The sequence below is a fragment of the Xanthomonas citri pv. citri genome (assembly GCF_000961215.1).
GTDB classification, from domain to species: Bacteria; Pseudomonadota; Gammaproteobacteria; order Xanthomonadales; family Xanthomonadaceae; genus Xanthomonas; species Xanthomonas cissicola.
The window spans coordinates 4,583,634-4,608,043 of record NZ_CP008998.1 but is presented as its reverse complement, the minus strand read 5'-3'; the positions used below and the strand labels follow the sequence as shown (position 1 = coordinate 4,608,043).

Annotated in this window: 17 protein-coding genes; 10 read left to right on the top strand and 7 right to left on the bottom strand. The window is 65.1% G+C overall.

Going from position 1 to position 24,410, the window contains the following annotated elements:
- Nucleotides 1-641 precede the first annotated feature (641 nt).
- Nucleotides 642-1,289 (bottom strand): HTH-type transcriptional repressor FabR, encoded by a 648-nt coding sequence (gene fabR, locus AMD14_RS20275; RefSeq protein ID WP_011052637.1) that lies wholly within the window; start codon nucleotides 1,287-1,289, stop codon nucleotides 642-644.
- Between the two features lie 92 nt (nucleotides 1,290-1,381).
- On the opposite strand from fabR, the gene AMD14_RS20270 reads away from it, so the two are divergent.
- Nucleotides 1,382-2,458: a ferredoxin reductase gene (locus AMD14_RS20270; RefSeq protein ID WP_005914374.1), complete on the top strand. Its 1,077-nt coding sequence runs from the start codon at nucleotides 1,382-1,384 to the stop codon at nucleotides 2,456-2,458.
- A 9-nt stretch (nucleotides 2,459-2,467) separates the two neighbouring features.
- On the top strand, nucleotides 2,468-3,589 hold the full coding sequence (locus AMD14_RS20265; protein WP_011052636.1) for a fatty acid desaturase family protein: 1,122 nt from the start codon (nucleotides 2,468-2,470) through the stop codon (nucleotides 3,587-3,589).
- 65 nt (nucleotides 3,590-3,654) lie between these two features.
- On the opposite strand, the gene AMD14_RS20260 is transcribed toward AMD14_RS20265, so the two are convergent.
- Complete coding sequence (locus AMD14_RS20260) at nucleotides 3,655-5,217, bottom strand: EAL domain-containing protein (RefSeq protein ID WP_011052635.1); 1,563 nt, start codon at nucleotides 5,215-5,217, stop codon at nucleotides 3,655-3,657.
- A gap of 382 nt (nucleotides 5,218-5,599) precedes the next feature.
- On the opposite strand from AMD14_RS20260, the gene AMD14_RS25125 reads away from it, so the two are divergent.
- Entirely contained in the window at nucleotides 5,600-5,776 is a 177-nt protein-coding gene (locus AMD14_RS25125) for a hypothetical protein (RefSeq protein WP_003486502.1), read from the top strand.
- Nucleotides 5,777-6,015: 239 nt separating this feature from the next.
- Here the strand turns inward: AMD14_RS25125 and AMD14_RS20250 are convergent, their stop codons facing one another.
- From AMD14_RS20250 to ubiK, 3 genes are all read right to left on the bottom strand, one after another.
- Nucleotides 6,016-6,525 (bottom strand): lipocalin family protein, encoded by a 510-nt coding sequence (locus AMD14_RS20250; RefSeq protein ID WP_015471471.1) that lies wholly within the window; start codon nucleotides 6,523-6,525, stop codon nucleotides 6,016-6,018.
- 342 nt (nucleotides 6,526-6,867) lie between these two features.
- Nucleotides 6,868-8,388, bottom strand: a complete 1,521-nt coding sequence (locus AMD14_RS20245) for a YifB family Mg chelatase-like AAA ATPase (protein WP_015463694.1) — start codon at nucleotides 8,386-8,388, stop codon at nucleotides 6,868-6,870.
- Between the two features lie 15 nt (nucleotides 8,389-8,403).
- Nucleotides 8,404-8,685 carry a ubiquinone biosynthesis accessory factor UbiK gene (gene ubiK / locus AMD14_RS20240; RefSeq protein ID WP_003486493.1) on the bottom strand — a complete coding sequence of 94 codons (282 nt, stop codon included), beginning with the start codon at nucleotides 8,683-8,685 and terminating at the stop codon, nucleotides 8,404-8,406.
- 154 nt (nucleotides 8,686-8,839) lie between these two features.
- Between ubiK and AMD14_RS20235 the strand changes: the two genes are divergently transcribed.
- Together AMD14_RS20235 and AMD14_RS20230 are read left to right on the top strand one after the other, a co-directional pair.
- Nucleotides 8,840-9,214, top strand: coding sequence for a P-II family nitrogen regulator (locus AMD14_RS20235; protein ID WP_191480812.1), 375 nt, complete (start codon nucleotides 8,840-8,842; stop codon nucleotides 9,212-9,214).
- Between the two features lie 483 nt (nucleotides 9,215-9,697).
- Nucleotides 9,698-11,683, top strand: a complete 1,986-nt coding sequence (locus AMD14_RS20230; protein ID WP_011052611.1) for a glycoside hydrolase family 84 protein — start codon at nucleotides 9,698-9,700, stop codon at nucleotides 11,681-11,683.
- Between the two features lie 203 nt (nucleotides 11,684-11,886).
- On the opposite strand, the gene AMD14_RS20225 is transcribed toward AMD14_RS20230, so the two are convergent.
- Nucleotides 11,887-12,543, bottom strand: a complete 657-nt coding sequence (locus tag AMD14_RS20225) for an RIO1 family regulatory kinase/ATPase domain-containing protein (protein WP_015463693.1) — start codon at nucleotides 12,541-12,543, stop codon at nucleotides 11,887-11,889.
- Between the two features lie 550 nt (nucleotides 12,544-13,093).
- Between AMD14_RS20225 and AMD14_RS20220 the strand changes: the two genes are divergently transcribed.
- The gene (locus tag AMD14_RS20220; RefSeq protein WP_011052609.1) at nucleotides 13,094-13,906 is read left to right on the top strand and encodes an outer membrane beta-barrel protein; all 813 of its coding nucleotides are present in this window, start codon (nucleotides 13,094-13,096) and stop codon (nucleotides 13,904-13,906) included.
- Between the two features lie 193 nt (nucleotides 13,907-14,099).
- Entirely contained in the window at nucleotides 14,100-14,711 is a 612-nt protein-coding gene (locus tag AMD14_RS20210; RefSeq protein WP_015463692.1) for a PH domain-containing protein, read from the top strand.
- Nucleotides 14,712-15,090: 379 nt separating this feature from the next.
- Here AMD14_RS20210 and speE read toward each other — a convergent pair whose 3' ends face one another.
- A complete protein-coding gene (gene speE, locus AMD14_RS20205) occupies nucleotides 15,091-15,948 on the bottom strand; it encodes a polyamine aminopropyltransferase (protein ID WP_011052607.1) in 858 nt (285 codons plus the stop codon).
- A gap of 232 nt (nucleotides 15,949-16,180) precedes the next feature.
- On the opposite strand from speE, the gene speA reads away from it, so the two are divergent.
- The 3 genes from speA (at nucleotide 16,181) to AMD14_RS20185 (ending at nucleotide 24,277) form a co-directional block, all read left to right on the top strand.
- Nucleotides 16,181-18,067, top strand: a complete 1,887-nt coding sequence (gene speA / locus AMD14_RS20200) for an arginine decarboxylase (protein WP_003491107.1) — start codon at nucleotides 16,181-16,183, stop codon at nucleotides 18,065-18,067.
- A gap of 944 nt (nucleotides 18,068-19,011) precedes the next feature.
- On the top strand, nucleotides 19,012-22,953 hold the full coding sequence (locus tag AMD14_RS20190; protein ID WP_234705871.1) for a non-ribosomal peptide synthetase: 3,942 nt from the start codon (nucleotides 19,012-19,014) through the stop codon (nucleotides 22,951-22,953).
- Nucleotides 22,946-24,277 carry a glycosyltransferase gene (locus tag AMD14_RS20185; RefSeq protein ID WP_011052605.1) on the top strand — a complete coding sequence of 444 codons (1,332 nt, stop codon included), beginning with the start codon at nucleotides 22,946-22,948 and terminating at the stop codon, nucleotides 24,275-24,277. Before AMD14_RS20190 ends, AMD14_RS20185 begins: the two co-directional genes overlap by 8 nt.
- The last annotated feature ends 133 nt before the right edge of the window (nucleotides 24,278-24,410 follow it).

The window sequence follows — 24,410 nt, the reverse complement described above, 5'->3', positions numbered from 1 at the left end:
GCAAGCACTTTATGCAATTATTTTTCGGATTATCTGTCTGGTGGTCGGATTCGGAAGTCGGAAACAGAATCAAAACCGCGTAGCGGTAGCAGGCCATACCCCTTGCGTGGGATGGTCGACGCAGGCGATGACACGATTTCGAAAACCAGGATCAAGCGAGCCAGCCCTGCGCGCGGCGAGCAATCGTCACGCAATTCAAGCGGCGTGCTGTTGGCCAGTGTGTCGCGTGACCCATGCCCAAGCTACACACTGGACGCGCTCATGCTGCGTGCTGCCTCTTGGTTTTCGTAGGCTACGGAAGCCGTCTCCTGCGATGCTTCCATCGCTTGGAGAGAATGGGGCAGTCAGATGCTTCGCCGAGGTGCCGCATGCGGAGCATTGGGCGAGGCGTCGCGCGTCGGTGCTGCGGGCCAGTTTCGCCTCGCAAAGAGGACGATGTGCCGATGGCAGACGGGATGACACCTCATCGCGCGTGCTGCGCGCCCGCATGTCGCCCGGTGACGCGAGGTCTGACATGTTGGATCAGGGTGGCTCGCAAGGCCGATGCCGTGCCCGCCACGTCGCTGAAGATCCGTCGTCTGGCACGACGCCGACCGCCTGCGATGTCCCTTTCACCCGCACGCCAACGTCAGTGCAGACGATCAGCCAGCGTGCGTGCCCAGGGCGCGCGCGCCGGTGAGGATCATGCGCAGCATCTGCGAGATCTGCTCGATCAGCTCGGGGTCTTTTTCCGGCGGGGAATCCATTGCCACCGCGCCCATCGCAAACACCAACCGGGTGATCGCCTTGGACACCAGGGCAGGAGCGTGCAGCTTGGCGTTGTCGGCCGCGGCCAGGCGAATCAGGTCTACGCGCAGCTCGTCTTCGAAATAGGTGAGTTCGCGCTCCACTGCTTGCTTGAAAGCGTCCGAGCCCACCGCGCCTTCGCGCAGCAGCACGTGCAGCAGCTTGTCGTCGGCGCGCAGCTGTTCCATGAAGGCTTCGACCGAGACGCGGATGACGCTGCGGTCGGTGGAGGTGGCGCGCTGGCGCGCCTGGCCGATGATGGTGCGCAGCGAACGCCCGGCCAGGTCGATCAAGGCCACGGCGAGCTCGTCCATGTCGCGGAACTGGCGATAGAAGCTGTTCGGCGCGATACCCGCCTCGCGTGCCACCTCGCGCAGGCTCAGCGTGGACAGGCTGCGGTGCGGGCCAATCAAGGACAGCGCTGCAGCGATGAGATCTTCCCGTGAAATCGCCGGCTTGCGGGACGGCGGCGCGTCGTGGGAAGGCAGGGCGATAGAGGTCATGAGGCTGCAGCCGGGCGTGGGTCTGAATCATAGCCCCTCCAGCAATATACAAGTGTATACACGGCTGTGCATGCATGCGTATAGTGCGACCCATGAACCTGGCATCTCCTCGCAAGTCCAAGTCCCCGCTGCCGGCACGCCTGGCGCGCCGGCTGGTGTCGCCGCAACTGTTCGATTTTTGGGCGACCCGGCTCAACCCGTTGTGGACACTCGAACAGCCGGTGGCGCGCCTGGTCCAGCGCATCCCGGCCAGTCGTGACGCGGTGACCCTGGTGTTGCAGCCCAACGGCCACTGGCGCGGCCTGCAGGCCGGCCAGCATGTGAGTCTGGGCGTGGAGATCGACGGCCGCCGCCTGTTGCGTAGCTACAGCCCCACGGTGCTGGCCGACGGCCGGCTGGCGATTACCGTCAAGGCCATCGAGGGTGGGCTGGTGAGCCGCTTCCTGGCGCGCGATGCGGCCTTGGGCACGGTGGTGTCGCTAGCCCCGGCCTTCGGCGACATGCTGTTGCCGACCACGCCTACCCCGCTCCTGCTGTTGGCCGCCGGCTCCGGCATCACGCCGATGCGTGCGTTGCTGCAGGCCGCCGCGCAAGCCGGCATGCCGATGGACGTGGACCTGCTGTATTGGGTGCGCCAGCGCGACGAAGCCTGCTTTGTCGACGAATTCGCAGCGCTGGCTGCGGCGCATCCGCGCCTGCGTGTGCAACTGCTGACCACCCGCGAAGGCGAGACGCCTGCAGAACGCGTGGACACCTATTCGTTGGACCAGATTGCCGCGCTGGACCAGCGCCATGTGATGGCCTGCGGGCCGGGCGGTTTCGTGCAGGCCGCGCGCGAACGTCTGCAGGGACGCGTGGCTGCATTTCAGGCCGAAGCCTTCAGCGTGCCGGCACTGGATGAGGCCGAGACCGGGCAGGTGCAGGTCCAACTGTCACGCAGCGGCCGTACCCTGACCCTGCCGCGCGGCCAGTCGCTGCTGGAAGGGCTGGAAGCGCAGGGCCTGCGGCCCAAACACGGCTGCCGCATGGGCATCTGCAATACCTGCGCCTGCCCGCGCCAATCCGGCACCACCCGGCATCTGTTGACCGGTGAACGCAGCAACGAACCCACCGCACAGGTGCGCCTGTGCATCAGTGCGCCGAGCACCGACCTGATCCTGGATCTGTAAGGAATCTTCATGAGCCGAGTCCATAACCGTGCCTTGTCCGCTGCCGAACTGCAGTCTTTCGGCGACGAACTCGATGCCATCCGCGCGCGCGTGCTGAGCCAGGTGGGCGCTGCCGATGCGCGCTACATCCGCCGCATCGTGGCCGCCGTGCGCTGGACCGGCGTGGCCGGTCGTGCGCTGCTGTTCCTGGGCGCATTCGTGCACAGCGTGCTGATCCCGGCCTGGATCGCCGGCGTGCTGCTGCTGGCGTTGTCCAAGATCCTGGAGAACATGGAGCTGGGCCATAACGTCATGCACGGTCAGTACGACTGGATGGGCGACCCGCAGCTCAACGGCAACACCTACGAGTGGGACATCGTTGCCACCGGCGACAACTGGCGCAAGACGCATAACTTCAAGCACCACACCTACACCAACGTGCGCGGCATGGACGATGACATCGGCTACGGCCTGCTGCGGATCTTCCCCGAGCAGCGCTGGCGCCCGTTCTACCTGCTGCAGCCGTTCATCGCGGTGGTGTTCGCGCTGCTGTTCGAATGGGGCGTGGCGATCCAGGACCTGCGTCTGGGCCGTTGGTTCGCCGGCAAGATGAAGGCGGCCGAATTGCGCGCCTCGTTCCTGCCGGTCGGCCGCAAGATGGGGCGCCAGATGCTCAAGGACTACATCGTGTTTCCGCTGCTGGCCGGCCCGTTCTTCCTGACCGTGCTGCTGGGCAACCTGGCCGCCAACGTGCTGCGCAGCATCTGGACGTTCGTGATCATCTTCTGTGGCCACTTCACCGCCGATGCAGAAGTGTTCCCGAAGGAATCCATCCGCAACGAATCGCGTGGCCACTGGTATCTGCGTCAGCTGCGTGGTTCGTCCAACCTCACCGGCGGCAAGCTGATGAACGTGCTGTCGGGTAACCTGAGCCACCAGATCGAGCATCACTTCTATCCGGACCTGCCGGCCAATCGCTATGCGCAGATCGCCGTCGAAGTGAAGCAGGTCTGTGCGCGCTACGGCCAGCACTACAACACCGGCTCGCTGCCGCGCCAGTTCGGCCAGGTGATGTGGCGGATCGTGCGCCATGCCTTTCCGAGCCGGCCCAAGCCGGTGCGGCAGGGCAGTGGTGCATTGCAGAGCGCGTAATCGGATTGCACAACGCGTGATCGACATCGAAAGGCCGCCAATGGCGGCCTTTTTTGTTGCCGGTTTTACTGCGTCGCGCTGCGCGCCTGTGCGTGATAGGCGATGAAACCAGTGGCCGGCAACGCGCGCGAGAACAGCCAGCCCTGCGCCAGATCCACGCCATGGGCGCGCAGATAATCGAGCTGTTCCTGCCGCTCGACCCCTTCGGCGATGGTGCGTAGCCGTAGCGTCTTGGCCATCTCGATGATGTGCGCGGTCACGGCGCTGGTGGCCGAATGGGTGCCGATGGTGTCCACGAACGATTTGTCGATCTTCAACGCGTCCAGCGGCAAGCCCTGCAGATACTGCAGGCTCGAATAGCCGGTGCCGAAATCGTCGATGGACACCGTGTGGCCGGCACCGCGCAGATGGGTGATGGTGGTGCGTGCCGCATCGATGTCCATCAGGCTGCGTTCGGTCGCCTCCACCCACAGCTGGCCGCTGTCTACCCCGGTGCCGCGCAACGCCTGCGCCAGCACGCCCTGCACGCGGCCGCTCTTGATGTCGTCGGCGGAGACATTGATGGCCACGTGCAGCGCTGGATCGGCGGCCAGGGTGGGGCCGAGTTCGCGGAGGACTTCGGCCACCACCAGATCGGTGATCGGCAGGATCAGGCCGCTTTGTTCGGCCAGGGGGATGAAGGCGTCCGGTGGCACCAGCACGCCGTCGGGCTGCTGCCAGCGCACCAGCGCTTCGGCACCGACACAGGCACCGCTATCGAGCGCAATGATCGGTTGGTAGTGCACGATGAACTCGCCGCGCTGCACAGCGATTCCCAGCCGCGCCAGTGGCGACAGCCGCCGCCGCGAGACCCACAGCACTGCACCGACCAGCAGCAGTGCCATGGCGATGCCAACCGGCACCAACTGCCACCTCGCCGCCGCCAGTGGGCCGCGCAGATAGGCCACCGGCTCGGTGACCACCGCGGACCAATCGCCACGACGGTCGCGCCCGAACAGCACCTGCGACAGCATGAGATCGCCTGGCTCGCGCTTGGCCGTGGGGTCGATCAGCAAGTGTTCGGCGGCGGTGCCGGTACTGCTGAGAATCTGTCCGTCCGGCGTGCCGATCGCCAGTTGCAGGCCAGGCGGAATATTGATGTCGGCCAGCGTGTCGGGGTTGATCAGGACGTTGTATTCGCCCAGTTGCAGCGCCATCAGCGGACGCTGCGGATTGGCCAATGGCAGCAGCCGCGTGGTCACCGAGATGCCGCGCTTGACCACGAAATCGGCCGTGCGCTGCGGAATGGTGTTGCGCAGTTGGCCCCATGACGTACAGCTGAGACGACCTTGTTGAAAGCGCCCCAGCTCGACGATGTAGTGGCTGGTCAGCACCAAGGCGCGCATCTGCGCCAGGTGCGCGGGCGAGCACGGTGGCAACCGCGAGGCGGCCATGCTCAACAATATGCCATGCGCCTCGTCGAAGGCGGTTTCAGTGCGCCGGATCGACAGCGCAGCCAGCTGGCTCAGCCTGCCCTCTTCGCGCGCCAACGCCAGCCGCCAGGCCAGGTAGTAGGACAGGCCGATCGGCAGCGTTGCGCTCAGCAACACCAGCAGCACGGTGACACTGATGATGCGTTGGCGCTTCACCTCACCACCCGCGACGGCTGCGCTGCCGGTTCACGCATGGCCCCTGCAGAAATGCCGCCAACGCAGGCTTTGGCAGATGGAAGGTGCACGCCAACCGGAGCGCGCGCGAACGTGGCGCACGTAGCGATTGGTGACACACGGCATGGACTGATGAGGCTGCACGTCGCGAATGTACGACACACGCGTGCATTGCGCGCGTTTGCGGAGCGAAGCGGCCGTGATTTTTTTCCGATCGTCCTGCGTCGCATCCTGGCAGTCGGGGCCGCCTGCGGATTCACGCGACTGCACGCACTGCCGCGCTAGGGTCCAATCGTCTGCGCTCCCGCCCGGGAGCGACGGGACACCGGTCCCACGCAGGGCGCTTTTACTGGAGGAATCACCCATGACAACGCAGAAAGAACGCGTCGGCGGCACCGATGCGGTGCCGATCTTCAAGATGCTGGAAACAACACGCGACGGCGAGCTGACCAAGTACGTGGTCGGCGACACCGGCGTGGCGTTCGACAGCCTGGAAGGTGCACAGGCCGCTGCCAAGGATCTCGGCACGCTCGACGATTGAGGGGGACTGGAACGCTGGCCTGCGCGATGGAAGAACGGCCAAGGCCAGGGCCAGGGCGCCGGGTCGCCATGCCATTAGGCATGGTGATGGCGTCGGTGGGCGAGTGTCGTCTGGGTGGTCGTTGCGAGCATTAGATGCCTGTCGTGCGTTGGTCAGTGCATCGACGCCGCTACCGTTGTAGTGAGGCGCAGCGGCGCTGTGGTCGCCGGCCTGACGACGTACCAACTAGTCGGAATCCCCTACGGAAGCGGTTGCTCGGTCAGCCGCCCGGTGTGCGGGGTGTGGATCAGCGGCGCTAGGTCGAAGCCTTGTTCGCGTGCATGCGCCAGATAGGCCTGGGCGATGTTTTCGTCCAGCTGCGGCAACCGTGCAAGTAGCCATAAGTATTTGCGATCCGGGCTGCCGACCAGTGCGGCGGTGTAATCGGCATCGATGCGCATCACCCAGTAGTCGCCTTTGGTAAAAGGGATCCAGCGCAGACCCTCGGGTAGGAAGGTCACTTCCAGCCGGCTGTGCGTGTCGTCGATGGCGCGCGCCTGGCCGATCGCTTCTTCCAGCTCGCCTTCCGCGGTAAAACAGCGATTCTGGACGCGCACGCTGCCGTCGTCTTCCAGGGTGTAGTGCGCCGACACATCGGTGCAGTCCGCATCCTCGAAGCGGGTCGGCAGGCGGGCGATTTCGTACCACGTGCCTAGGTAGCGATTCAGATCCAGCGAAGGGACAGTGGCGAGTTCGGGATGGTGGCTCATACAGGCCTCAGCACAATGGAGTGGCGCCTGTTGTACGTGTCGCGCCATGAAATGCATGTTGGGATGCGGCGCGAGCGGCCGTGCAGCAAGGACGGGCGTGCCTGAGAGCATCGGCTCGGTGCGTATTGGCGTTGGCACGATGCCGCTCGTGGGCCGATGCCGCCCGAGCGACCAATTGGCTGCATGCGATGAACACCGCGGCGGCGAATGATGTTGCGCACCGGCACCGGCACCGGCACCGGCACCGGCATAACGTCCTGGCAAAGCGGGCGCTCTGCAGTACCAGGGCGGCACGCCCGCGCATGGCTTGCGGATCGCGGCCCGGTTGACCGGACGAGCGCGCTACGCCGCGCTGGCGGCGCCAAGCGCACGATCCAGTTTGCGGTAGCCGATCGCTTCGGTGAGATGGCGTGTGGCGATGTCTGCGCTGTCGTCGAGATCGGCGATGGTGCGCGCAACGCGCAGGATGCGATGCATCGAGCGTGCGGACAGCTGCAGCTGTTCGATGGCGCGCTCCAGCAGCACCTGATCGTTGTGTTGCAGACGGCAATGGCGGTCGGTGTCGGCCTGGTCCAGTTGCGCATTGGGCAGCGCACCACGTGCAAGCTGTCGTTGTCGCGCGGCGACCACGCGGGCACGTACGCTGGCGCTGTCTTCACCGAGGTTGCCGCTGCGCAGCGCCTGCGGAGGGAGGCGTGGCACTTCGACATGCAGATCGATGCGGTCCAGCAACGGGCCGGAGATGCGGCTGCGGTAGCGGCGGATGCTGTCGCTGCTGCAGCGGCAGCGCCCGCTGCCATCGCCTGCCCAGCCGCACGGGCAGGGATTCATGGCGGCGACCAATTGAAAGCGCGCCGGAAAATCCACGCTGCGCGCCGCGCGCGCGATCGTGACCACGCCCGACTCCAAGGGCTCGCGCAAGACTTCCAGGGTTTGCCGTTGCCATTCGGGCAATTCGTCCAGGAACAGCACGCCGTTGTGAGACAGCGAGATCTCGCCGGGGCGCGGATGCGTGCCGCCGCCGACCAGGGCCACTGCGCTGGCGGTGTGATGCGGGGCGCGGTACGGCCGTTGCCGCCAGCGGGCCAGATCCAGCCCACGGCCGCTGATCGAGGTGATTGCAGCGGTTTCCAGTGCTTCTGCTTCGCTGGCTTCGGGCAATAGACCAGGCAGGCGCGAAGCCAGCAGCGTCTTGCCGCAACCGGGGCTGCCGACCAGCAACAGATGGTGCCCACCGGCAGCGGCGATTTCCAGCGCGCGACGTGCGTGCGGTTGCCCGCGCACGTCGGCCATATCGGGCAGGGCGCGTGCGCCGAGCGCCTGCACTGCCAGCTCGGCGGCGGGCGCTTTCTGGCTGCCGTTGAGCGTGGCGCAGACCTCCAGCAGGGTGCGCGCGGTGAAGGCTTCGACGTGCCCGGCGATGGCGGCTTCGGCACCGTTGGCGAGCGGGACGATCAGCCGTCGCCCGGCCTGCGCGGCCGCCAGCGCCGCGGGCAGCACGCCGTCGACACCACGCAGCTCGCCGGTAAGCGCAAGCTCGCCGAGGAATTCGTAATCGGCCAGGGCCTGGCGGTCGATCTGCCCGCTGGCAGCCAGGATGCCGAGGGCGATCGGCAGATCGAACCGGCCGCCTTCTTTCGGTAGATCAGCCGGTGCCAGGTTGATGGTGATGCGCCGGGCGGGGAATTCGAACTGTGCGCATAGCAGGGCAGCGCGTACGCGCTCGCGCGATTCGCGCACTGCCGCTTCGGGCAGGCCCACGATCTGGGTAGAGGGAAGCCCGCCGGAGAGATGCACTTCCACCCGAACCTCAGGCGCATGCACCCCCACGCGGGCACGGCTGTGCACCAGCGCCAGACTCATGGTGGTGGCCTTCGCTCAGGTGGTGGTGGTGGGAGGTGCGGCAGGCGGCGCGCCGGGGGCGCGTGTTTCCAGTGCGGCGACGGCCTGCTCCAGTGCGTCGAGTTTTTCGCGGGTGCGTAGCAAGACCGCGCGCTGCACATCGAACTCTTCGCGGGTGACCAGGTCCAGCTTGCCCAGGCCGGCCTGCAACGCGCCCTTGAACGTGCTCTGCAGTTCTTCGCGCGATTGGCGCAGGCCCGGCGGCACCAGGTCGCTGAGGCGGCGGGCGAGGTCGTCGAGCTGGTTGAAATCGATCATGGTGTTCTCCGCAGGTCCGTAGGAAGCCTAGTGCAGGCCGGGACACGCGGGACATCGGCAAGGCAGTCGGCAGGCGGTAAGGATAGTCCCATTCGGCCGTCGTCCGCGGTGATGGCAGCGCGCGGGTTGGATGAGTGTTGCGCCCGTCCACGGTATGCTGCGCGGCCGTCATGCCCTGGGACCTGCACCGATGAAAATGATCATGGCCATCGTCAAACCGTTCAAGCTCGACGATGTGCGCGAAGCACTCGCCGGCTGCGGGGTGGCGGGCATCACGGTGACCGAGGTCAAAGGCTTCGGCCGGCAGAAAGGCCACACCGAGCTGTATCGCGGCGCCGAATACGTGGTCGATTTCCTGCCCAAGGTGAAGATCGAAGTGGCGGTGACCGACGACCAGGCCGAGCGCGTGGTCGAGGCGATCGTCGGAGCGGCCGGTACCGGCAAGATCGGCGACGGCAAGGTGTTCGTATACGACCTGGGCACGGTGGTACGCATCCGTACCGGCGAGCTGGATAGCGACGCGTTGTAGTTCGCAACCTGGCGCTTGGTGCTTGCCAGGTGTGTGGTGGGCGACGAGGGGTTTGATGCCCTCGGCCCGCGCAACGTCGATACCGGGGGCCGTATTGCTGAGCCGGCGATGCAGCCAGCGGTGCTGGATCAGGCGTATTGCAGTTGCACCGACCGCAGGGAATCGGGCCGTTCAAGCCATGCGGCGTGCGCCGCATGCGCTCAGTGCATTGACGGTGGCGCGCATCACCGCAGCGGATGCGCGGCTGTGCGCCTACGGGCAAGGCCGCTGCCAGGCGCGACGGCGCTACCACCCGTTGTTTCATACCATTTCAATACCGCCACCTATCGCTGACGCACTTTCTGGACTGCGATGCAGAGGCAGGTTGATGTCACCGCAGGCCAATCCAGGTATTGGCCAAATTGAAATTCCGGCCGCGCTTGTCGCCGTCGCGCGACTTGCCTACCCTAGGGCGTAATACCATTCCAATACCGGAGTTCGAGAATGAAGCGACGCAACAGCAAGCCGGGCGTGCGCCTGCTTTCGGTCTTGGTGGCGCTGGGCCTGGCTGCCCCTGCGTTGGCGCAATCGGTCACCGAACCGGTCACCCAGCCGGCGATCTATCCGACTCCGGTCTCGATCACGCTGGATGGTGCCACCATCACCTTGGGCCGCTCGGCGGTGCTGGTGGTCGCCCCTGGCGCGGACAAGGCCACGGTGGCGCTGGTGCGCAGCATTCTCGATGGCGCCGGCGTCACCAAGATTGCGACCGCCACACGCCTGCCTGCCACCCTGGACCGCCCGTACATCGTGCTCGGCACCGGCGATGCGGCAGTGGTGCGCGATGCGCTGACGCGCAGCAAGGCGACGCAGGACACCCATAAGGAAGGCTACACGCTGGCCAGCGTTGCGCGCGATCGCGGCAGCCTGATCACGCTGGCCGGCCACGATGACGATGGCCTGTTTCATGCGGCGCAGACGCTGCGGCAGCTGGTCGAGCGGCCGGCCATCCCGACGCTGACGATCCAGGATTACCCGTCCATGCCGATCCGCGGCACCATCGAAGGCTTCTACGGCGCGCCGTGGTCGATGAGCGATCGCAGCAAGCACATCGATTTCCTCGCCCGCACCAAGGCCAATACCTTCATTTACAGCCCGAAGGACGACCCTTACGCGCGCGATCGCTGGCGCGAGGCGTACCCGAAGGCGACCTTGAAGGCGCTCGGCCAACTGGCCGCCACCGCCAAGCGTAATCACGTCGATTTCGTCTATGCGATTTCGCCTGGCCCCACGGTGTGCTTCTCCGATCCGGCCGATGCCAAGGCCTTGTTGCGCAAGTTCGATGCGTTCCGCGCGCTGGGCGTGCGCAGCTTCTACGTGGCGCTGGACGACATCGAATACACCAAATGGAATTGCGAACGCGACAAGACCACCTTCGGCGAATCCGGCGCGCAGGCGGCCGGTATCGCGCAGTCGCATCTGCTCAATCTGGTGCAGGCGGATCTGGTCGCGCGCCACGATGCGGCCTCCGAACTCATCATGGTGCCGACCGAGTACTACGACGCCAAAGAGAGCCCGTACAAGGAAGCGCTGCGCAAGCATCTGGACCCGAAGATCGTGGTGCAGTGGACCGGCACCGACGTGGTGCCGCCGGCCATTTCCATCCCCGATGCGCGCGCGGCCACCAAGGCGTTCGGCCGCAGGACGCTGCTGTGGGACAACTACCCGGTCAACGACTTCGAAACCTCGGCCGGGCGCCTGCTGATGGCGCCGTATGCGCGGCGCGAGGCGGGTCTGTCGGCCGAGTTGTCGGGCATCGTCTCCAACCCGATGAACCAGGAAGTGCCCAGCCGCGTCGCGGTGATGGGTGTGGCCGCGTTCGCCTGGAACGACAAGGACTACGACGCGCAACGCACCTGGCACGCGGCGGCGCGCGATCTTGCCGGCGGCGATGCGCGTGTCGCTGCGGCCCTGCTGACCTTCTTCGACACCCAGCACTTGGCGCCAACCTTTGGCAGCCAGCCGTGGCAGGAACAGGCGCCACGCTTGAAGGCCGTGCTCGATCATGTACGCGAGGCAGTCGCGCTTGGCGATGCGGCAACACGCACGCAGGCGATTGCCGAACTGGCACGCACTGCCGACGAAATGGCTGCGGCACCGCAGATCATCCGCGACGGCGTGGTCGACAAGGGCTTTGCCGAGCAATCGCGCCCCTGGCTGGAGGCAATGGAAGGTTGGGGCCATGCGCTGCAGAAGACGGCAGCCGGGCTGGATGCGGCCAATCGCGGCGACACGCAGACGCCCGCGTTGTTTGCCGAGGCGGCTGCGATCGCCGCCGTCGCGAGCCAGATCCCATCGATTCCCGGCGCCACGCGCTTCGGCGGCCCGGTCAAGATCGCCGACGGCGTGCTGGACCGCTTCATCGCGCAGGCACCGCACTTGATCGCCTATCGCCAGGCGGCAGTGACTGATTCGGCAGCAGCAAAGTGATGGGGTAGTGCAGAAACACCGCGGCGCGCATGGGGAATGGTTCGCGTCGCGGTGCATGCAAACACGACAGCGCCATTGCCATCTGCATCGCAGCACGTGGCATGGCGCGCTCGAAGGATGTCCGCGCTACGGATCAAACCGACGACTCAGCGCAGCAGTCGAGCGTAACGGCGTGCTCGGTCGCCTTTCGTCAGCAGCGCTGATCACGCCTTGCCTTTCAAACGTGGATACAGCCGCTTCCAGCCGCTACGGATTACATGTATCCAGCGCGGTTCCGCACTGCGTGCCGATTCGTCGACACTCGGTGCGATGCCAGCAAGGCGATGGCGCATTTTCTGAAAGTTGGCCACGTCGCTACGTTGCAGCTGACGTGCCAGCGTGCCGCGCCGCAGCCAGCGCGGGAATCGCCATGCCGAAGTGAAATCGATCAGCACCGGCACTCCCGCACTGACCACCACATTGGTGCCATGCAGATCGTTATGGGTGATGCCGAACGCATGCAGCCGGCGTAGCGCCTGCTGCAATTGCTGGAAGACCTCCTGGCCCACGACGGTGCTGGCGCTGAGCGTGTCGCCTGGAATGAATTCCATGCCCAGCGCCAGCCCGCCCAGCGTGCCGAGCAGGGCCGGTGCGTGCCGCCAGCCCTGCAACTGCCGCAGCATGCTGGCCTCGTGGCGCACCATCAACCGCGCAATGGGCGCCAGCAATGTGCGGCGATAGCGGCCGTAGTCCTTGACCACCGCCGGTTGCCCGTTCACATGAGTGCGGTAGACGTCCGGCTCGAGCAGCCGGGTGCCTTGCGTGAGCAGAACGGGAGTGACGAGGTGCAGGCTGGACACGTCCAGCGGCTGGTAATGCATGGCAGTTCTCCAGACCTTGGCGGCGCGGAGAGGTCACGCGTTGCGCAGGTTCACTGTGATCGCGAGGGATCGGTCTGCCCAATTTTAGAACTTGCGGGTATTGAAATTATATCTATTTAACAAATGAAATGTTCCGCGAGTGGAACGGCTTTTGGAATCAGGCGTTTGGCGGAAGTCGCGATTCGATACAGTGGCATGCGCCAGCGCGTACATGCAGGCAATGCCGATGCAGGCGATTTGTTGGTATCGCCAGCGCTGCGCCTCCTCTAGGCGAGGCCTGTCTGTTCACACGCCGGGGTGCGGTGGCGGTCACGCTGCTTCTTGACACGGACTGAGACTCCCTACACTGTGCCGGCTGCGGTCAGGGGGCCGCATACGCGTTGGCACGGGCACGCTCTTTGGGCAGTGCCCGGCTCGATGTCGCGCGACATCCGGTGATGCCGGGAAGCCCCCGATGCGACCGCAACTGCGCCGCTTCCAGACGCCGTCAGGTTGCCACCTGCATGCGCAAGGATGCGGAAACGATGGAGGACGACTCATTGGGGATGCAATGAAAAGGACCGCAACACTGCTGTTGGCTTGCACGGCATTCGGCGTCACGGCTCAGGCCTCGGCGCAGTCGTTGTCGCGCGGATGGGACAGCTACCGTCAACAGCAAAAGCAGCAGACCGTCACCCAGGGCGCCACCGCGCCTGCAGCGCCATCGTCGCGCCCGGCGCAAGCGGACGTTGGCGGAGCGCCGGCCGCTGTGGGTGGAAGCGGCTCCGGCCAACCTGGTGCGTCCGGCGGCTTCAGTACGGTGACCGAGCGGACGTCGGCAGAGGCAGCGCCTGTCGCGCCTGCCGACGTATCGGCGCCACCGCGCGAAGAAGAGCAACGCCTCAAAAGCGGACTGTTCCTTGGTGTGCAGAGCGGCAAAGCCAAGGTGTTTGAAAATGGCAAGCAGGATATGCAGGGCTTCAACGTCGGCTACCGCTGGCGCGCAGGTCCGGTCACATTGATCGGTATCGAAGCCGCAACCGGGAAAGTGGATGGTTCCAAGGACGCGGACGGCTTTGTTGTCATTCCAAACGTGGATTTCGGCAGCCTCGGTGGAACGGCGCGCTTCAACTTCGGCGATGCCCCGGTATTTGCGCTTGTGCGGCTGGGCTATTGGGGCGGTACGGCGAAAGGTGAGGACTACAACGAGCGCGTCTATGGTGCGTACGTGGGCGCCGGTCTCGGTGTGGATATCGGCAAGCACGTCAGCTTGAGCGCGCTCTACACGAATTACGTCTACGCTGATGAGTATTACGACGACTACGAAGACCTCACGATCAATCGTGCGGAAGTGCTGAGTTTCGGAGCCGAGATCCGCTTTTGATCCGGGCCAATGGCAAAGAAGGGCGGGCGGCAGCGCTCGCCCTTCTGCGTCATGCCGCATGCAACCGCTATGCGGCGGACAGCAAAATCCATTTGAAGCTGCACCGCAAACGGTTGTCGGCATTGCACAGCCATCCATGCGGTTTGCTGTAGTGTCCTGGTCAACGCACTGATTCAGCCGTGGGCGAGGGCAGATGGACGCATTGGCGCAGTTTTTGACAGACGAACAGGACCCGGTGGCGGTGGGCAAGATCCTGCCCAGGATCACCGAGTTGCTGACCCGCGACGAGCAGGTCGAGTACATCGCCGTGCAGAAGAAAATGATGATGAACTTCTCGCCGGATGCGGTGGTGCTGACCAACCGCCGCTTCATCGTGGTCTACCCAAAGCTGCTTGGCATGACGTTCCGCGATTTCCCCTGGCGCGAGGTGCTCGATGTGCACATGAGCGAGCAGATGCTCGGAGCCACCATCATGTGCCGCACCACGCAGGGCGCCTACGCCTCCATCGACAGTCTGCCCAAGAAACAGGCGCGGCGCGTGTACGCCTATGCGCAGCAGGTGGAAGAATCCGCCTACGAAAAGCGCCAGCAGCTGGAGATCGACAAGTTGCGCGCGGCGGCCGGTGGCGTGGTGGTGCATGCGCCTGGCACGCACGGCGCAGCAATGCCATCGCAGGCCAGCGCCGTTCCTGCGTCCGACGATCCGGTGCAGGTGTTGAGCAAGCTCAAGCAACTGCTGGATGCGGGGCTGATCACGCAGGACGAATTCGACGCCAAGAAGACAGAAGTGCTGGCGCGCTTATAGCGTGCGCAGTACCTCCGCGCATTGGTCGGCTTCACATACCACGGCCCATAGATCGCAGCAGTGACGCATCAGCGGCCGCGACCCATCGACGCGTCCATCGCACGGCGGCGCTGTCGGTGGCTCGCCGCTCCAGAAGGCTGCTAGTCGCGCAGCGGCCTCACACTCGACCAGCGTTGCGTGACCAGACCTAAATCGTTGCGCTGACCCACCGGCCCGCGCGCTGTAGGCACGCAGGCCATGTCATGCAGAAAACTACCAAACCGGTTGCGGATCACCGCCAAGCGGGCGCGGCCGGTCGCTGGAACCCGCCGCGTCCATTCAAGCGCCACGATTCAACACCTGCTGTCTGCACTTGCTGGCCATGCTAGGCCAGCCGCGATTACTCGCCCAGCGCCTTGGCCACGAACGGCGGGGCAACCAGCACGCCGGTGTGCAGATGGGCGGTGTAGTACAGGGTGTCGAAACCCTTGGCCTGCGCAGCGTCCTGGCGGAACGCGAAATCGGCCTTGGCCTGCTTGCTGGCCATGGTCACGCTCCACCAGCCGGTGGGGTAGCACGGCTGCGGGAACGGCAGGGTCTTGAACGACTGGAAGCCGGCCTTGCCCATTTCGGTGCGCATTTCATTGATCAGGTCCAGCAGCGCCAGCGGCGATTCGGACTGCTGCACCAGGATGCCGTCGTCCTTCAAGGCCTTGAAGCAGCTCTCGTAGAAGGCCTTGTTGAACAGGCCTTCGGCCGGGCCCACCGGGTCGGTGGAATCGACGATCACGATGTCCACGCTGCCGGCCTGGCAATTGGCCATATAGGCCACGCCATCGTCGAACAGCAGTTCGGCGCGCGCGTCGTGGTTTGAATCGCACAGCTCGGGAAAATACTTCTCCGACATGCGGGTGACCTGCTCATCGATATCGCACTGGGTGGCGCTTTCCACGCCCGGGTGCTTGAGCACCTCGCGCAGCGTGCCGCAGTCGCCGCCGCCGATGATCACCACGCGCTTGGGCGCGGGGTGGGTGAACAGTGCCGGGTGACTGATCATCTCATGGTAGAAGAAATTGTCGCGGCTGGTGAGCATCACCGCGCCGTCGATCAGCATCAGCTTGCCCCAATCGGTGGTCTGGTAGATCTCGATCTTCTGGAACGGGGACTGCACCTCGTCCAGCTTGCCGCTGATGCGGAAGCCGATCGCCGAGCCGGTGGGCTGGAAGTGTTCGATGTACCAGTTGTCGTTGGCGCTCATGCAAAGTCCTAAAAAAGAAGTGGGCTGTTCCTTCTCCCAGCGGGAGAAGGTGGCGCAAAGCGCCGGATGAGGGTCGGGCACGGCCTCGCGCAGCCAAACTGCGCAGTGCCTGACCCACGCCAACCCCGCTCCAACCAGGAGAGGGGCGTGAAGTCGGCGCGGATTGTAACGGACCCTGCGCATGCCAGGCGTTACACTTCACGCCCTTTTTTATTCCAGCCGAGACAGCGAAATGAGCGATTGGTCCCTCGACCAAGCCCGCAAGACCTATTCGATCCCGCACTGGGCCGACGGGTATTTCGATGTGAACGCTGCCGGACACGTGGTGGTCACCCCGACCGCCGATGGTCCGGCGGTGTCGCTGCCCGAGGTGGTCGATGCCGCGCGCGCTGCCGGTGCCAAGCTGCCGCTACTGGTGCGCTTCCCGGACATCCTGGGCCAACGCCTGGGCAAGCTGCAGGCAGCGTTTGCGCAGGCGCAGTCGGAGTGGGATTACGCCGGCGGCTATACGGCCGTGTATCCGATCAAGGTCAACCAGCATCGCGGCGTGGCCGGCACCCTGGCCAGCCACCACGGTGAGGGCTTCGGGCTGGAAGCGGGCAGCAAACCGGAACTGATGGCGGTGCTGGCGCTGTCGCGTCCGGGCGGGCTGATCGTGTGCAACGGCTACAAGGACCGCGAATACATCCGCCTGGCGCTGATCGGCCGCAAACTCGGCCTGCAGACCTTCATCGTCATCGAAAAGCCTTCCGAACTGACCCTGGTGCTGGAAGAAGCACGCGCGCTGGACGTCAAGCCCGGCCTGGGCGTGCGCATGCGCCTGGCCTCGCTGGGTGCGGGCAAGTGGCAGAACAGCGGTGGCGACAAGGCCAAGTTCGGTCTCTCGCCGCGCCAGGTGCTGGACCTGTGGAAGACGCTGCGCGACACCGAGTACGCCGACAGCCTGAACCTGCTGCATTTCCACATGGGCTCGCAGATTTCCAATGTGCGCGACATCGCCAACGGCATGCGCGAGGCCACGCGCTATTTCGTGGAGCTCTCGCGCCTGGGCGCAAAGATCAGCCATGTCGACGTCGGTGGCGGCCTGGGCATCGATTACGAAGGCACGCGCTCGCGCAGCTATTGCTCGATCAACTACGGCCTGCATTCGTACGCCAGCAATATCGTGCAGCCGCTGGCCAGCGCCTGCGAAGAGCATGGCCTGACCCCGCCACGCATCGTCACCGAGTGCGGGCGCGCGATGACGGCGCACCATGCGGTGCTGATCGCCAACGTGTCGGAAGTGGAACAGGCGCCGGAAGGCCGCGTGCCGGACGCGCACGACGACGAACCGGCCGCGATCCGCCACCTGCGCGAGATCCATGACGAGCTCGATGTGCGCCCGGCGGTGGAATTGTTCCAGGAAGCCCAGCATTTCCATGCCGAAGGCCTCAGCGCCTATGCGCTGGGCCAGATCGACCTGACCCACCGTGCGCGCATCGACGATCTGTTCTACGCCATCGCACATGGCGTGCGCGCACGTTTGAGCTTCGACGAGAAGAGCCATCGCCCGGTGCTGGATGAGCTCAACGAGCGGCTGGTGGACAAGTACTTCGTCAATTTCAGCGTGTTCGAGTCGATTCCGGACGTGTGGGCGATCGATCAGGTGTTTCCGATCGTACCGATCGAGCGCCTGAACGAAGCGCCGCAGCGGCGCGGCATCATCGCCGACATGACCTGCGATTCCGACGGCATGGTCAAGACCTATGTCGAGAACGAAAGCCTGGACAGCTCGCTACCGCTGCATCGTTTGAATGCCGGTGAGAGCTATCGCATCGGCTTCTTCCTGGTGGGCGCCTATCAGGAAATCCTGGGCGATATCCATAACCTGTTCGGCGATACCGATGCGGTGGAAGTCGTGGTGGATCGCGATGGCTATCGCATCGCCCAGCAGCGCCGCGGCGATACCACCGACGTGATGCTCGACTACGTGGGCTATCAGCTGGACACGCTGCGTGCCACCTATGCCGAGCGCATTGCTGCCGCACACCTCTCGCCCGAACGGGCGCAGGAACTCAGCGCTGCGCTGGAAGCTGGGCTGACCGGATACACCTATCTCTCCGACGAGCCGCTGGGCTGATCCGCAGTGCGCTGGGGCAACGCCGCAGCGCTGGCTGTGCAACGACATGGCAACCTGCCACGCGTTCCCGCCGCAAACACCGCGCAGGGACATCACCGGCATGGCCGCCGCAGCTCCTGCGACGCGCTGTCGCGCCGACGTGCGCTGAGGTCGGCTACGCTTGCGCATCATGCCGCCGTGCTTTGTCGCGTCGAACAAAGCGCCTGCGCTTTGCCTTGCGCCACGCCTTGCAATCGGATCGGCTTCATTCTCGCGCGTGTGTGCTGCACGCCGATGACAGTCAGGCGACCATCGCGTGGTCGCGCGCGCTTATCGAGGCAGACGCATTGAAAGCGTATTTTCTCTCGTAAAGTGATTTTCCGAATAACCTAATTCCAGTAACGCTGATTTGGAATTGGTCTTATTCAGTGCGGCGTTTTATCTGCCGCGGTGCGCGCATATTCGCCTTGAATGCTGTGGGTATCGTCGACCATGCCGTATGCGGGGTGTGGCGCTGGCATGTGCCGGACGCGGCGCGGAATTTGATCGGATGTATGCATCCAGAACACTAGTTCAAATCACACTTCGGTGAAAAAATTTTAGGTATCACGCGATTTCCGTGATTTTTTGCACGGTTTCGGCCCCGGGCGAATTGTTAGTGTTCGTTTAACTTGTCGGGATACAAGTGCTTCAACCAAGTCACCTGCACATTGTTGTTCGATTGTGCGAGTCGCTGTGCTGTGCGTCTTCATCATGCGTTTCCATCGCGTATTGCCGGCAACTGTCGGTCGTCGGCGGTGTTTCTTACCCCTCGTTTCTTAAGGCCAGATGCTGATTCGGCGTCCATTGACCGCATAACGGTTGGGGGGCGTCGACGGACTGCGCGCCACATCAGAAGGATGCACGCAATGCACGCTGACGCCTCTCCCGTTTTTCCCCTGACCAAGGCGCAACGTGGCCTTTGGGTGGCCAACAAGTTGCACACCGACAATACCTTGATGTTGGCCGAAGTACTGGAAATGTTCGGCCCGCTCAATCCCCAGGTGCTGATCCGCGCCAGCATGCAGCTGACGCACGAGTTCGATACGCTGCGCCTGTGTATCGTCGAGCGCGAGGGCGTGCCTTCGCAGGTGGTCTTGCCCGAGTACAACGGCACGATTCCATACTTCGACGTCAGCTCAGATCCTGCTCCGCGTAATGCCGCCGAACATTGGATCGACGAAGAAATCCGCAAGCCGGAAGATCTGCAGAACGGACCGCTGTGGCATTGCGCGGTGTTCCGTCTTGGCGAAGATCATCATCTATGGGTGCAATGTGTGAGCCATCTGGTGATGGACGGCTATTGCGCGTCGGTCATGATGCAGCGCATGGCCGTGCTCTATAACGCCTACGTGGCCGACATGGAGCCGGAGCCTGCGCAGTACGGTAGTGCACTGTCGCTGCTCGAAATGGAACAGCACTATCGCAACTCCGATCGGTTCCAGCGCGATCGCGAATACTGGATGCAGCAGTTGGCCGATCTGCCGCCGCCGGCGACGCTGGCGCGGCCGGGCAATCAGCTGTCCACCGGGCTATTGCGTGGCACCGGGCAGTTCTCGCCGCAGCAGGTGGTGCGTTTGCGCGCGCTGGGCAAGGAGTACGGCGCCAGCCTGCCGCAGATGCTGATTTCGCTGATCGCGGCGTACTACTACCGCTGCACCGGTGCCGAGGACCTGGTGCTGGCGATGCCGGTCACCGGCCGCATCAACGCGCGCTACCGGCAAACCGCAGGCCTGGTGGCCAACGTCATTTCACTGCGCCTGAAGATGGATCCGCAGCAGCCCATCCATACCTTGTTCGCGCAGGTATCCTCGGTGGTGCGGAACGCCTTGCGCCATCAGCAATATCGCTTCGAGGACGTGCGCCGCGATCTGGGCATGTTCGGGATGGAGCAGAAGTTCGCACGCCTGGCGGTGAACATCGAGCCCTTCGACTACGCCTTGCGCTTCGGCGAGGCGTACGCGGTGCCGCACAACCTTTCCAACGGCCCGGCCGACGACCTCACCATCTTCTGCTACGAACGCGGCGATGGGGCAGCGGTGCGTTTCGATCTGGATGCCAACCCGGCGTTATACGACAGCGACGAACTGGCCGAACACTGCCGCCGTCTGACCCATCTGGCCGATGCGGTACTGGCCGATCCGGAATGCGCGCTGGGCCAGGTCGATGTGCTCGGCGATAGCGAGCGCCGGCGTTTGCTGCACACCTGGAACAACACCGCAGCGCCGCTGCCGGAGCCGGCCACGCTGTTGCACGGGATGCTGCAACGCGCCGAGTTGATGCCTGCGGCCGTGGTGGCGCAATACGACAACCGCACGCTCGACTATGCCACGTTGTGCGAACTTGCCTCGCGCATCGCCGCGCAATGGGTGGCCGATGGCGTGGGCCCTGGCGATGTGGTCGCGGTGGCGCTGCCGCGCAGCGAACAATTGTTGGTGGCGTTGCTGGCGGTGATGTGGAGCGGTGCGGCGTACCTGCCGCTGGATCCGGAGAGCCCGGCCGCGCGCAACCGCCAGATGCTCAACGATTCCGGTGCCATCGGCCTGGTCTGCGAGCCGGCACTGTGCGAGCGCTATCTGCTCGATGGCATGGTCTGGCTGGATCCGCGCCCGGCCGTGTTGCCGGAGGCGATCGCACCGCTGGCGACGCCCGACGGCACCGCGTACGTGCTGTACACCTCCGGCTCCACCGGTGCGCCCAAGGGCGTGGAGATCAGCCATCGCAACCTGTTCAATTTCCTGCATGCGATGGAGCACGAGCTGGCATTGCGTCCGCGCGATCGTGTGCTGGCAGTCACCACCATCACCTTCGATATCGCCGGGCTGGAGCTGTACCTGCCGTTGCTGGTGGGCGCGCGCGTGGTCATTGCACCGGCCGGTATCAGCCACGACCCGCGCGGCCTGTCGCGGTTGATCGCCGACGAACACATCAGCGTGGTGCAGGCCACGCCATCGCTGTGGCGCATCCTGCTGGCCAATGAGGATCTGGTGCTGGATCGCATCCACGCGCTGATCGGCGGCGAGGCGTTGGTGCCGGAACTGGCCACGCAATTGCTCAGCCGGGTGGGGCGCCTGACCCAGTTGTACGGGCCCACCGAAACCACGATCTGGTCGACCATCATGCCGTTGCAGCTGACCGATGCCGCCGCACCGCCGATCGGCAGGCCGCTGCTCAATACGCGCGTCTATGTGCTGGATGCGCAGCGTCAACCGCTGCCGACCGGTGCGATCGGCGAGCTGTATATCGGCGGCGCGGGCGTGGCCAAGGGCTATCGCGGCAAGCGCCAGCTGACCAGCGAGCGTTTCATGCGCGACCCGTTCGCCGACGACGGCAGCAGCATGTACCGCACCGGCGACCGCGTGCGTCAACGCAGCGATGGCCTGCTGGAATTCATCGGGCGCGCCGATGCGCAGCTGAAGATCCGCGGACATCGGGTGGAGCCGGCCGAAATCGAAAGCGCCTTGCTGCTGCATTCGCAGGTGGCGCAGGCGGTGGTGGTGGGCCACAGCGATGGCGAGCATGCCTTGCAGCTGCTGGCTTATGTGGTGGGCAAGCACGGCAACGCGCCATCGGTCGAGCTGCTACGCGCGCATCTGCAGCAGCGCCTGCCGGCATCGATGATTCCTACCCTGTGGGTGCCGCTGGAGGCGTTGCCGCTGACCCCCAACGGCAAGCTGGATCGGCGCGCATTACCGGCGCCTGGCGCCTTGCCGCAACGCGCGCACCTGGCGCCGCGCGATGCGCTCGAACGCCAGTTGGCAACGATGCTGCAGGAGGTGCTGGGCATCGAGGTGGTGGGCGTAGACGACAACTTCTTCGAGCTTGGCGGCGATTCGCTGCGTGCGGCGGAAATGACCGCGCGTTTCCCGCAGATGTTCGGGGTGGAACTGCCGCTGGGCACGTTGTTCCATGCACCGACGATCGCCGGCCTGGCCGAGGTGATCAAGCGCAGCGCACACACGCCCAACGACCCGTTGAGCGTGCTGCTGCCGCTGCGCGCCGGCACCGCCGGCACCACGCCGCTGTTCTGCATCCATCCGGTCATCGGCCTGGGCTGGTCGTATCTCACCTTGCTGGGTCAGCTGGATCCGCAGTGGCCGGTGTATGCGCTGCAATCGCCGGGCTTGAGCGACCCGCAGCACCGTCCGGAGAGCATCGAGGCGATCGCGCGCGATTACCTGGCGCATCTGCGCAGCGTGCAACCCAAGGGGCCGTACCGTCTGCTGGGCTGGTCGCTGGGCGGTTTGATCGCGCACGCCATCACGGCCGAATTGCATGCGCTGGGCGAAGAGGTCGAGTTGCTGGTCATGCTCGACAGTTACCCGCATCTGGAACAGGCCGCATCGCTGTCGGAATCGGAGAACGTACGCGCCTCGGTGCACGCGTTGGCCCTGCATCTGGCGCCGGGCCAGCCGATGCCGACCACGGTCGCCGAGCTTGCCAGCCTGTTGTGCGATCACTACGGGCTGAACGAGTTGCCTGCGGTGCGGCAGTTGCTGGAGCAACGTCCCACCTTGCTGGACGATCTGGGCGCCCTCACCCAGCATCACCTGCACCTGGCGCGGCGTCATCGGCCCAGGCAGCTGGACCAGGATGTGGTCTTTGTCGAAGCGAGCGTGCGCATGAGCTCCGGCGGCGACGATGCGCTGTGGGTGGATTACCGTCCCCAGGCGTGGCACCCGTACGTGCGCAACCTGCAGCTGCACGCTCTGGACAGCGACCACCATTCGATGCTCTCGCCGACGCATTCGGCCACGCTCAGCACCTTGCTGCACGCGGCCACCGCAGAGGCCGCGCGGGCTGAACAGCCTGTAGGGCAGACCGGCCGTAGTGCGGTCGCCGGCGACGGAGTGACCGAATATGCCTGAGTCCAGAGCCGATCCGTTACGCCAGCGCCCGGTGGTGATCGCCACCCTTGGCACGCATGGGGACGTGCGCCCGATCATTGCGCTGGCGCTTGGCCTGCAGCGGCGCGGTTATCCGGCGCGGGTGCTGACCAGCTCCAACTTCGAGACGTTGATCCGTGCCCACGGGCTGGAATTCTTCCCGCTCAGCGGCGATCTCCAGAAGCTGTTGCAAGACCATCCGGATGTTGCCGAGATGCGCGGCGCCCCAGGCATCTTGCGCAAGAAGTTGCTGGAGTGGGCGCGCGATTGGCCCGCACAGGGCCGCGCGGCGTGTGCCGACGCCGGCTTGATCCTGGGTGTGGGCAGTGCCAGTTTTCTCGTCCATAGCCTGGGCGAGGCGTATGGGGTGCCGGTGGCGTTTGCGCAGTTGCAGCCGCTCACCGAGTCGCGCCACCTGCCGTTGATGCTGATGCCCAACCTGCGTTTGCCGGGAAGTGTCAGCGTGGCATTGCATCGCCTGATGCGCTTTGTCGGCTGGCAGCTGATGCGGCCGGCCCTCAACAATATCGTGCGTCCGGCATTGGGGCTGCCGGGGTATCCGTGGAGCGGTCCGGATCGCAGCGGGCTACGGGTGATCTACGGCTATAGCGCGCACGTGTGTCCGCGTCCGCCGGACTGGCCGGAAAGCGCGCAGGTGTGCGGCTTCTGGCAGCTGCCACCGTCGCAGTGGCAACCGCCAGCCGCGCTGCAGGCGTTTTTGCAGGCCGGGCCGCCGCCGCTGTATATCGGCTTCGGCAGCATGACCAGTAGCGCCGTCGCGCAGCTCACTGCCACGGTCAAGGCAGCGGTGCGATTGACCGGGCAGCGCGCGTTGCTGGCCAGCGGCTGGGGCGGTCTGGGGGCGGGGGACACCGCTGCCGCCGATGACGCCGAGCGCTTCTTCCATCTGGAACAGGCACCGCACGATTGGCTGTTCCCGCGCGTGTCGGTGGCCGTGCATCACGGTGGTGCCGGCACCAGCGGTGCGGCGTTGGCGGCGGGGATTCCCTCGGTGGTGCTGCCCTTTGGCTACGACCAGTCGTTCTGGGCGCATTGCCTGGCCCAGCGTGGCGTTGCGCCGCCGGCGCTGGCGCGTGCCGGGTTGCAGCCAGAAGCCCTGGCCGCTGCCATCCATCAGGCGAGCACGCCGGCCATGCGTGCGGCCGCGCGCGCACTCGGTCAACGGATTGGCGAGGAAGACGGTGTCCGCACTGCGGTCGATCAACTGGAAGCCTGGCAACTGCTTGAACCGACGGCAGTGGCGCCCGCGGCGGCCGCTCGCACCGAGCAGCACGCCATCGCATAAGCATGGGGGTGCTGCGCATCCGCCCGCAGCAGTTGATGCGCGCACTGCAGCGCGGTACGGCAGCGCGTGGTTGGCAGCGACGCACTGCGCGCTGCCGGCATGCGGCACAATCGGGCTCCCTCGGTTGATCTCG

Bases quoted from the DNA above. Each gene is read 5' to 3' on its own strand.
- fabR (WP_011052637.1), bottom strand. From the start codon at position 1,289: ATGACCTCTATCGCCCTGCCTTCCCACGACGCGCCGCCGTCCCGCAAG.
- AMD14_RS20270 (WP_005914374.1), top strand. From the start codon at position 1,382: ATGAACCTGGCATCTCCTCGCAAGTCCAAGTCCCCGCTGCCGGCACGC.
- AMD14_RS20265 (WP_011052636.1), top strand. From the start codon at position 2,468: ATGAGCCGAGTCCATAACCGTGCCTTGTCCGCTGCCGAACTGCAGTCT.
- AMD14_RS25125 (WP_003486502.1), top strand. From the start codon at position 5,600: ATGACAACGCAGAAAGAACGCGTCGGCGGCACCGATGCGGTGCCGATC.
- AMD14_RS20250 (WP_015471471.1), bottom strand. From the start codon at position 6,525: ATGAGCCACCATCCCGAACTCGCCACTGTCCCTTCGCTGGATCTGAAT.
- AMD14_RS20245 (WP_015463694.1), bottom strand. From the start codon at position 8,388: ATGAGTCTGGCGCTGGTGCACAGCCGTGCCCGCGTGGGGGTGCATGCG.
- ubiK (WP_003486493.1), bottom strand. From the start codon at position 8,685: ATGATCGATTTCAACCAGCTCGACGACCTCGCCCGCCGCCTCAGCGAC.
- AMD14_RS20235 (WP_191480812.1), top strand. From the start codon at position 8,840: ATGCTGCGCGGCCGTCATGCCCTGGGACCTGCACCGATGAAAATGATC.
- AMD14_RS20230 (WP_011052611.1), top strand. From the start codon at position 9,698: ATGAAGCGACGCAACAGCAAGCCGGGCGTGCGCCTGCTTTCGGTCTTG.
- AMD14_RS20225 (WP_015463693.1), bottom strand. From the start codon at position 12,543: ATGCATTACCAGCCGCTGGACGTGTCCAGCCTGCACCTCGTCACTCCC.
- AMD14_RS20220 (WP_011052609.1), top strand. From the start codon at position 13,094: ATGAAAAGGACCGCAACACTGCTGTTGGCTTGCACGGCATTCGGCGTC.
- AMD14_RS20210 (WP_015463692.1), top strand. From the start codon at position 14,100: ATGGACGCATTGGCGCAGTTTTTGACAGACGAACAGGACCCGGTGGCG.
- speE (WP_011052607.1), bottom strand. From the start codon at position 15,948: ATGAGCGCCAACGACAACTGGTACATCGAACACTTCCAGCCCACCGGC.
- speA (WP_003491107.1), top strand. From the start codon at position 16,181: ATGAGCGATTGGTCCCTCGACCAAGCCCGCAAGACCTATTCGATCCCG.
- AMD14_RS20185 (WP_011052605.1), top strand. From the start codon at position 22,946: ATGCCTGAGTCCAGAGCCGATCCGTTACGCCAGCGCCCGGTGGTGATC.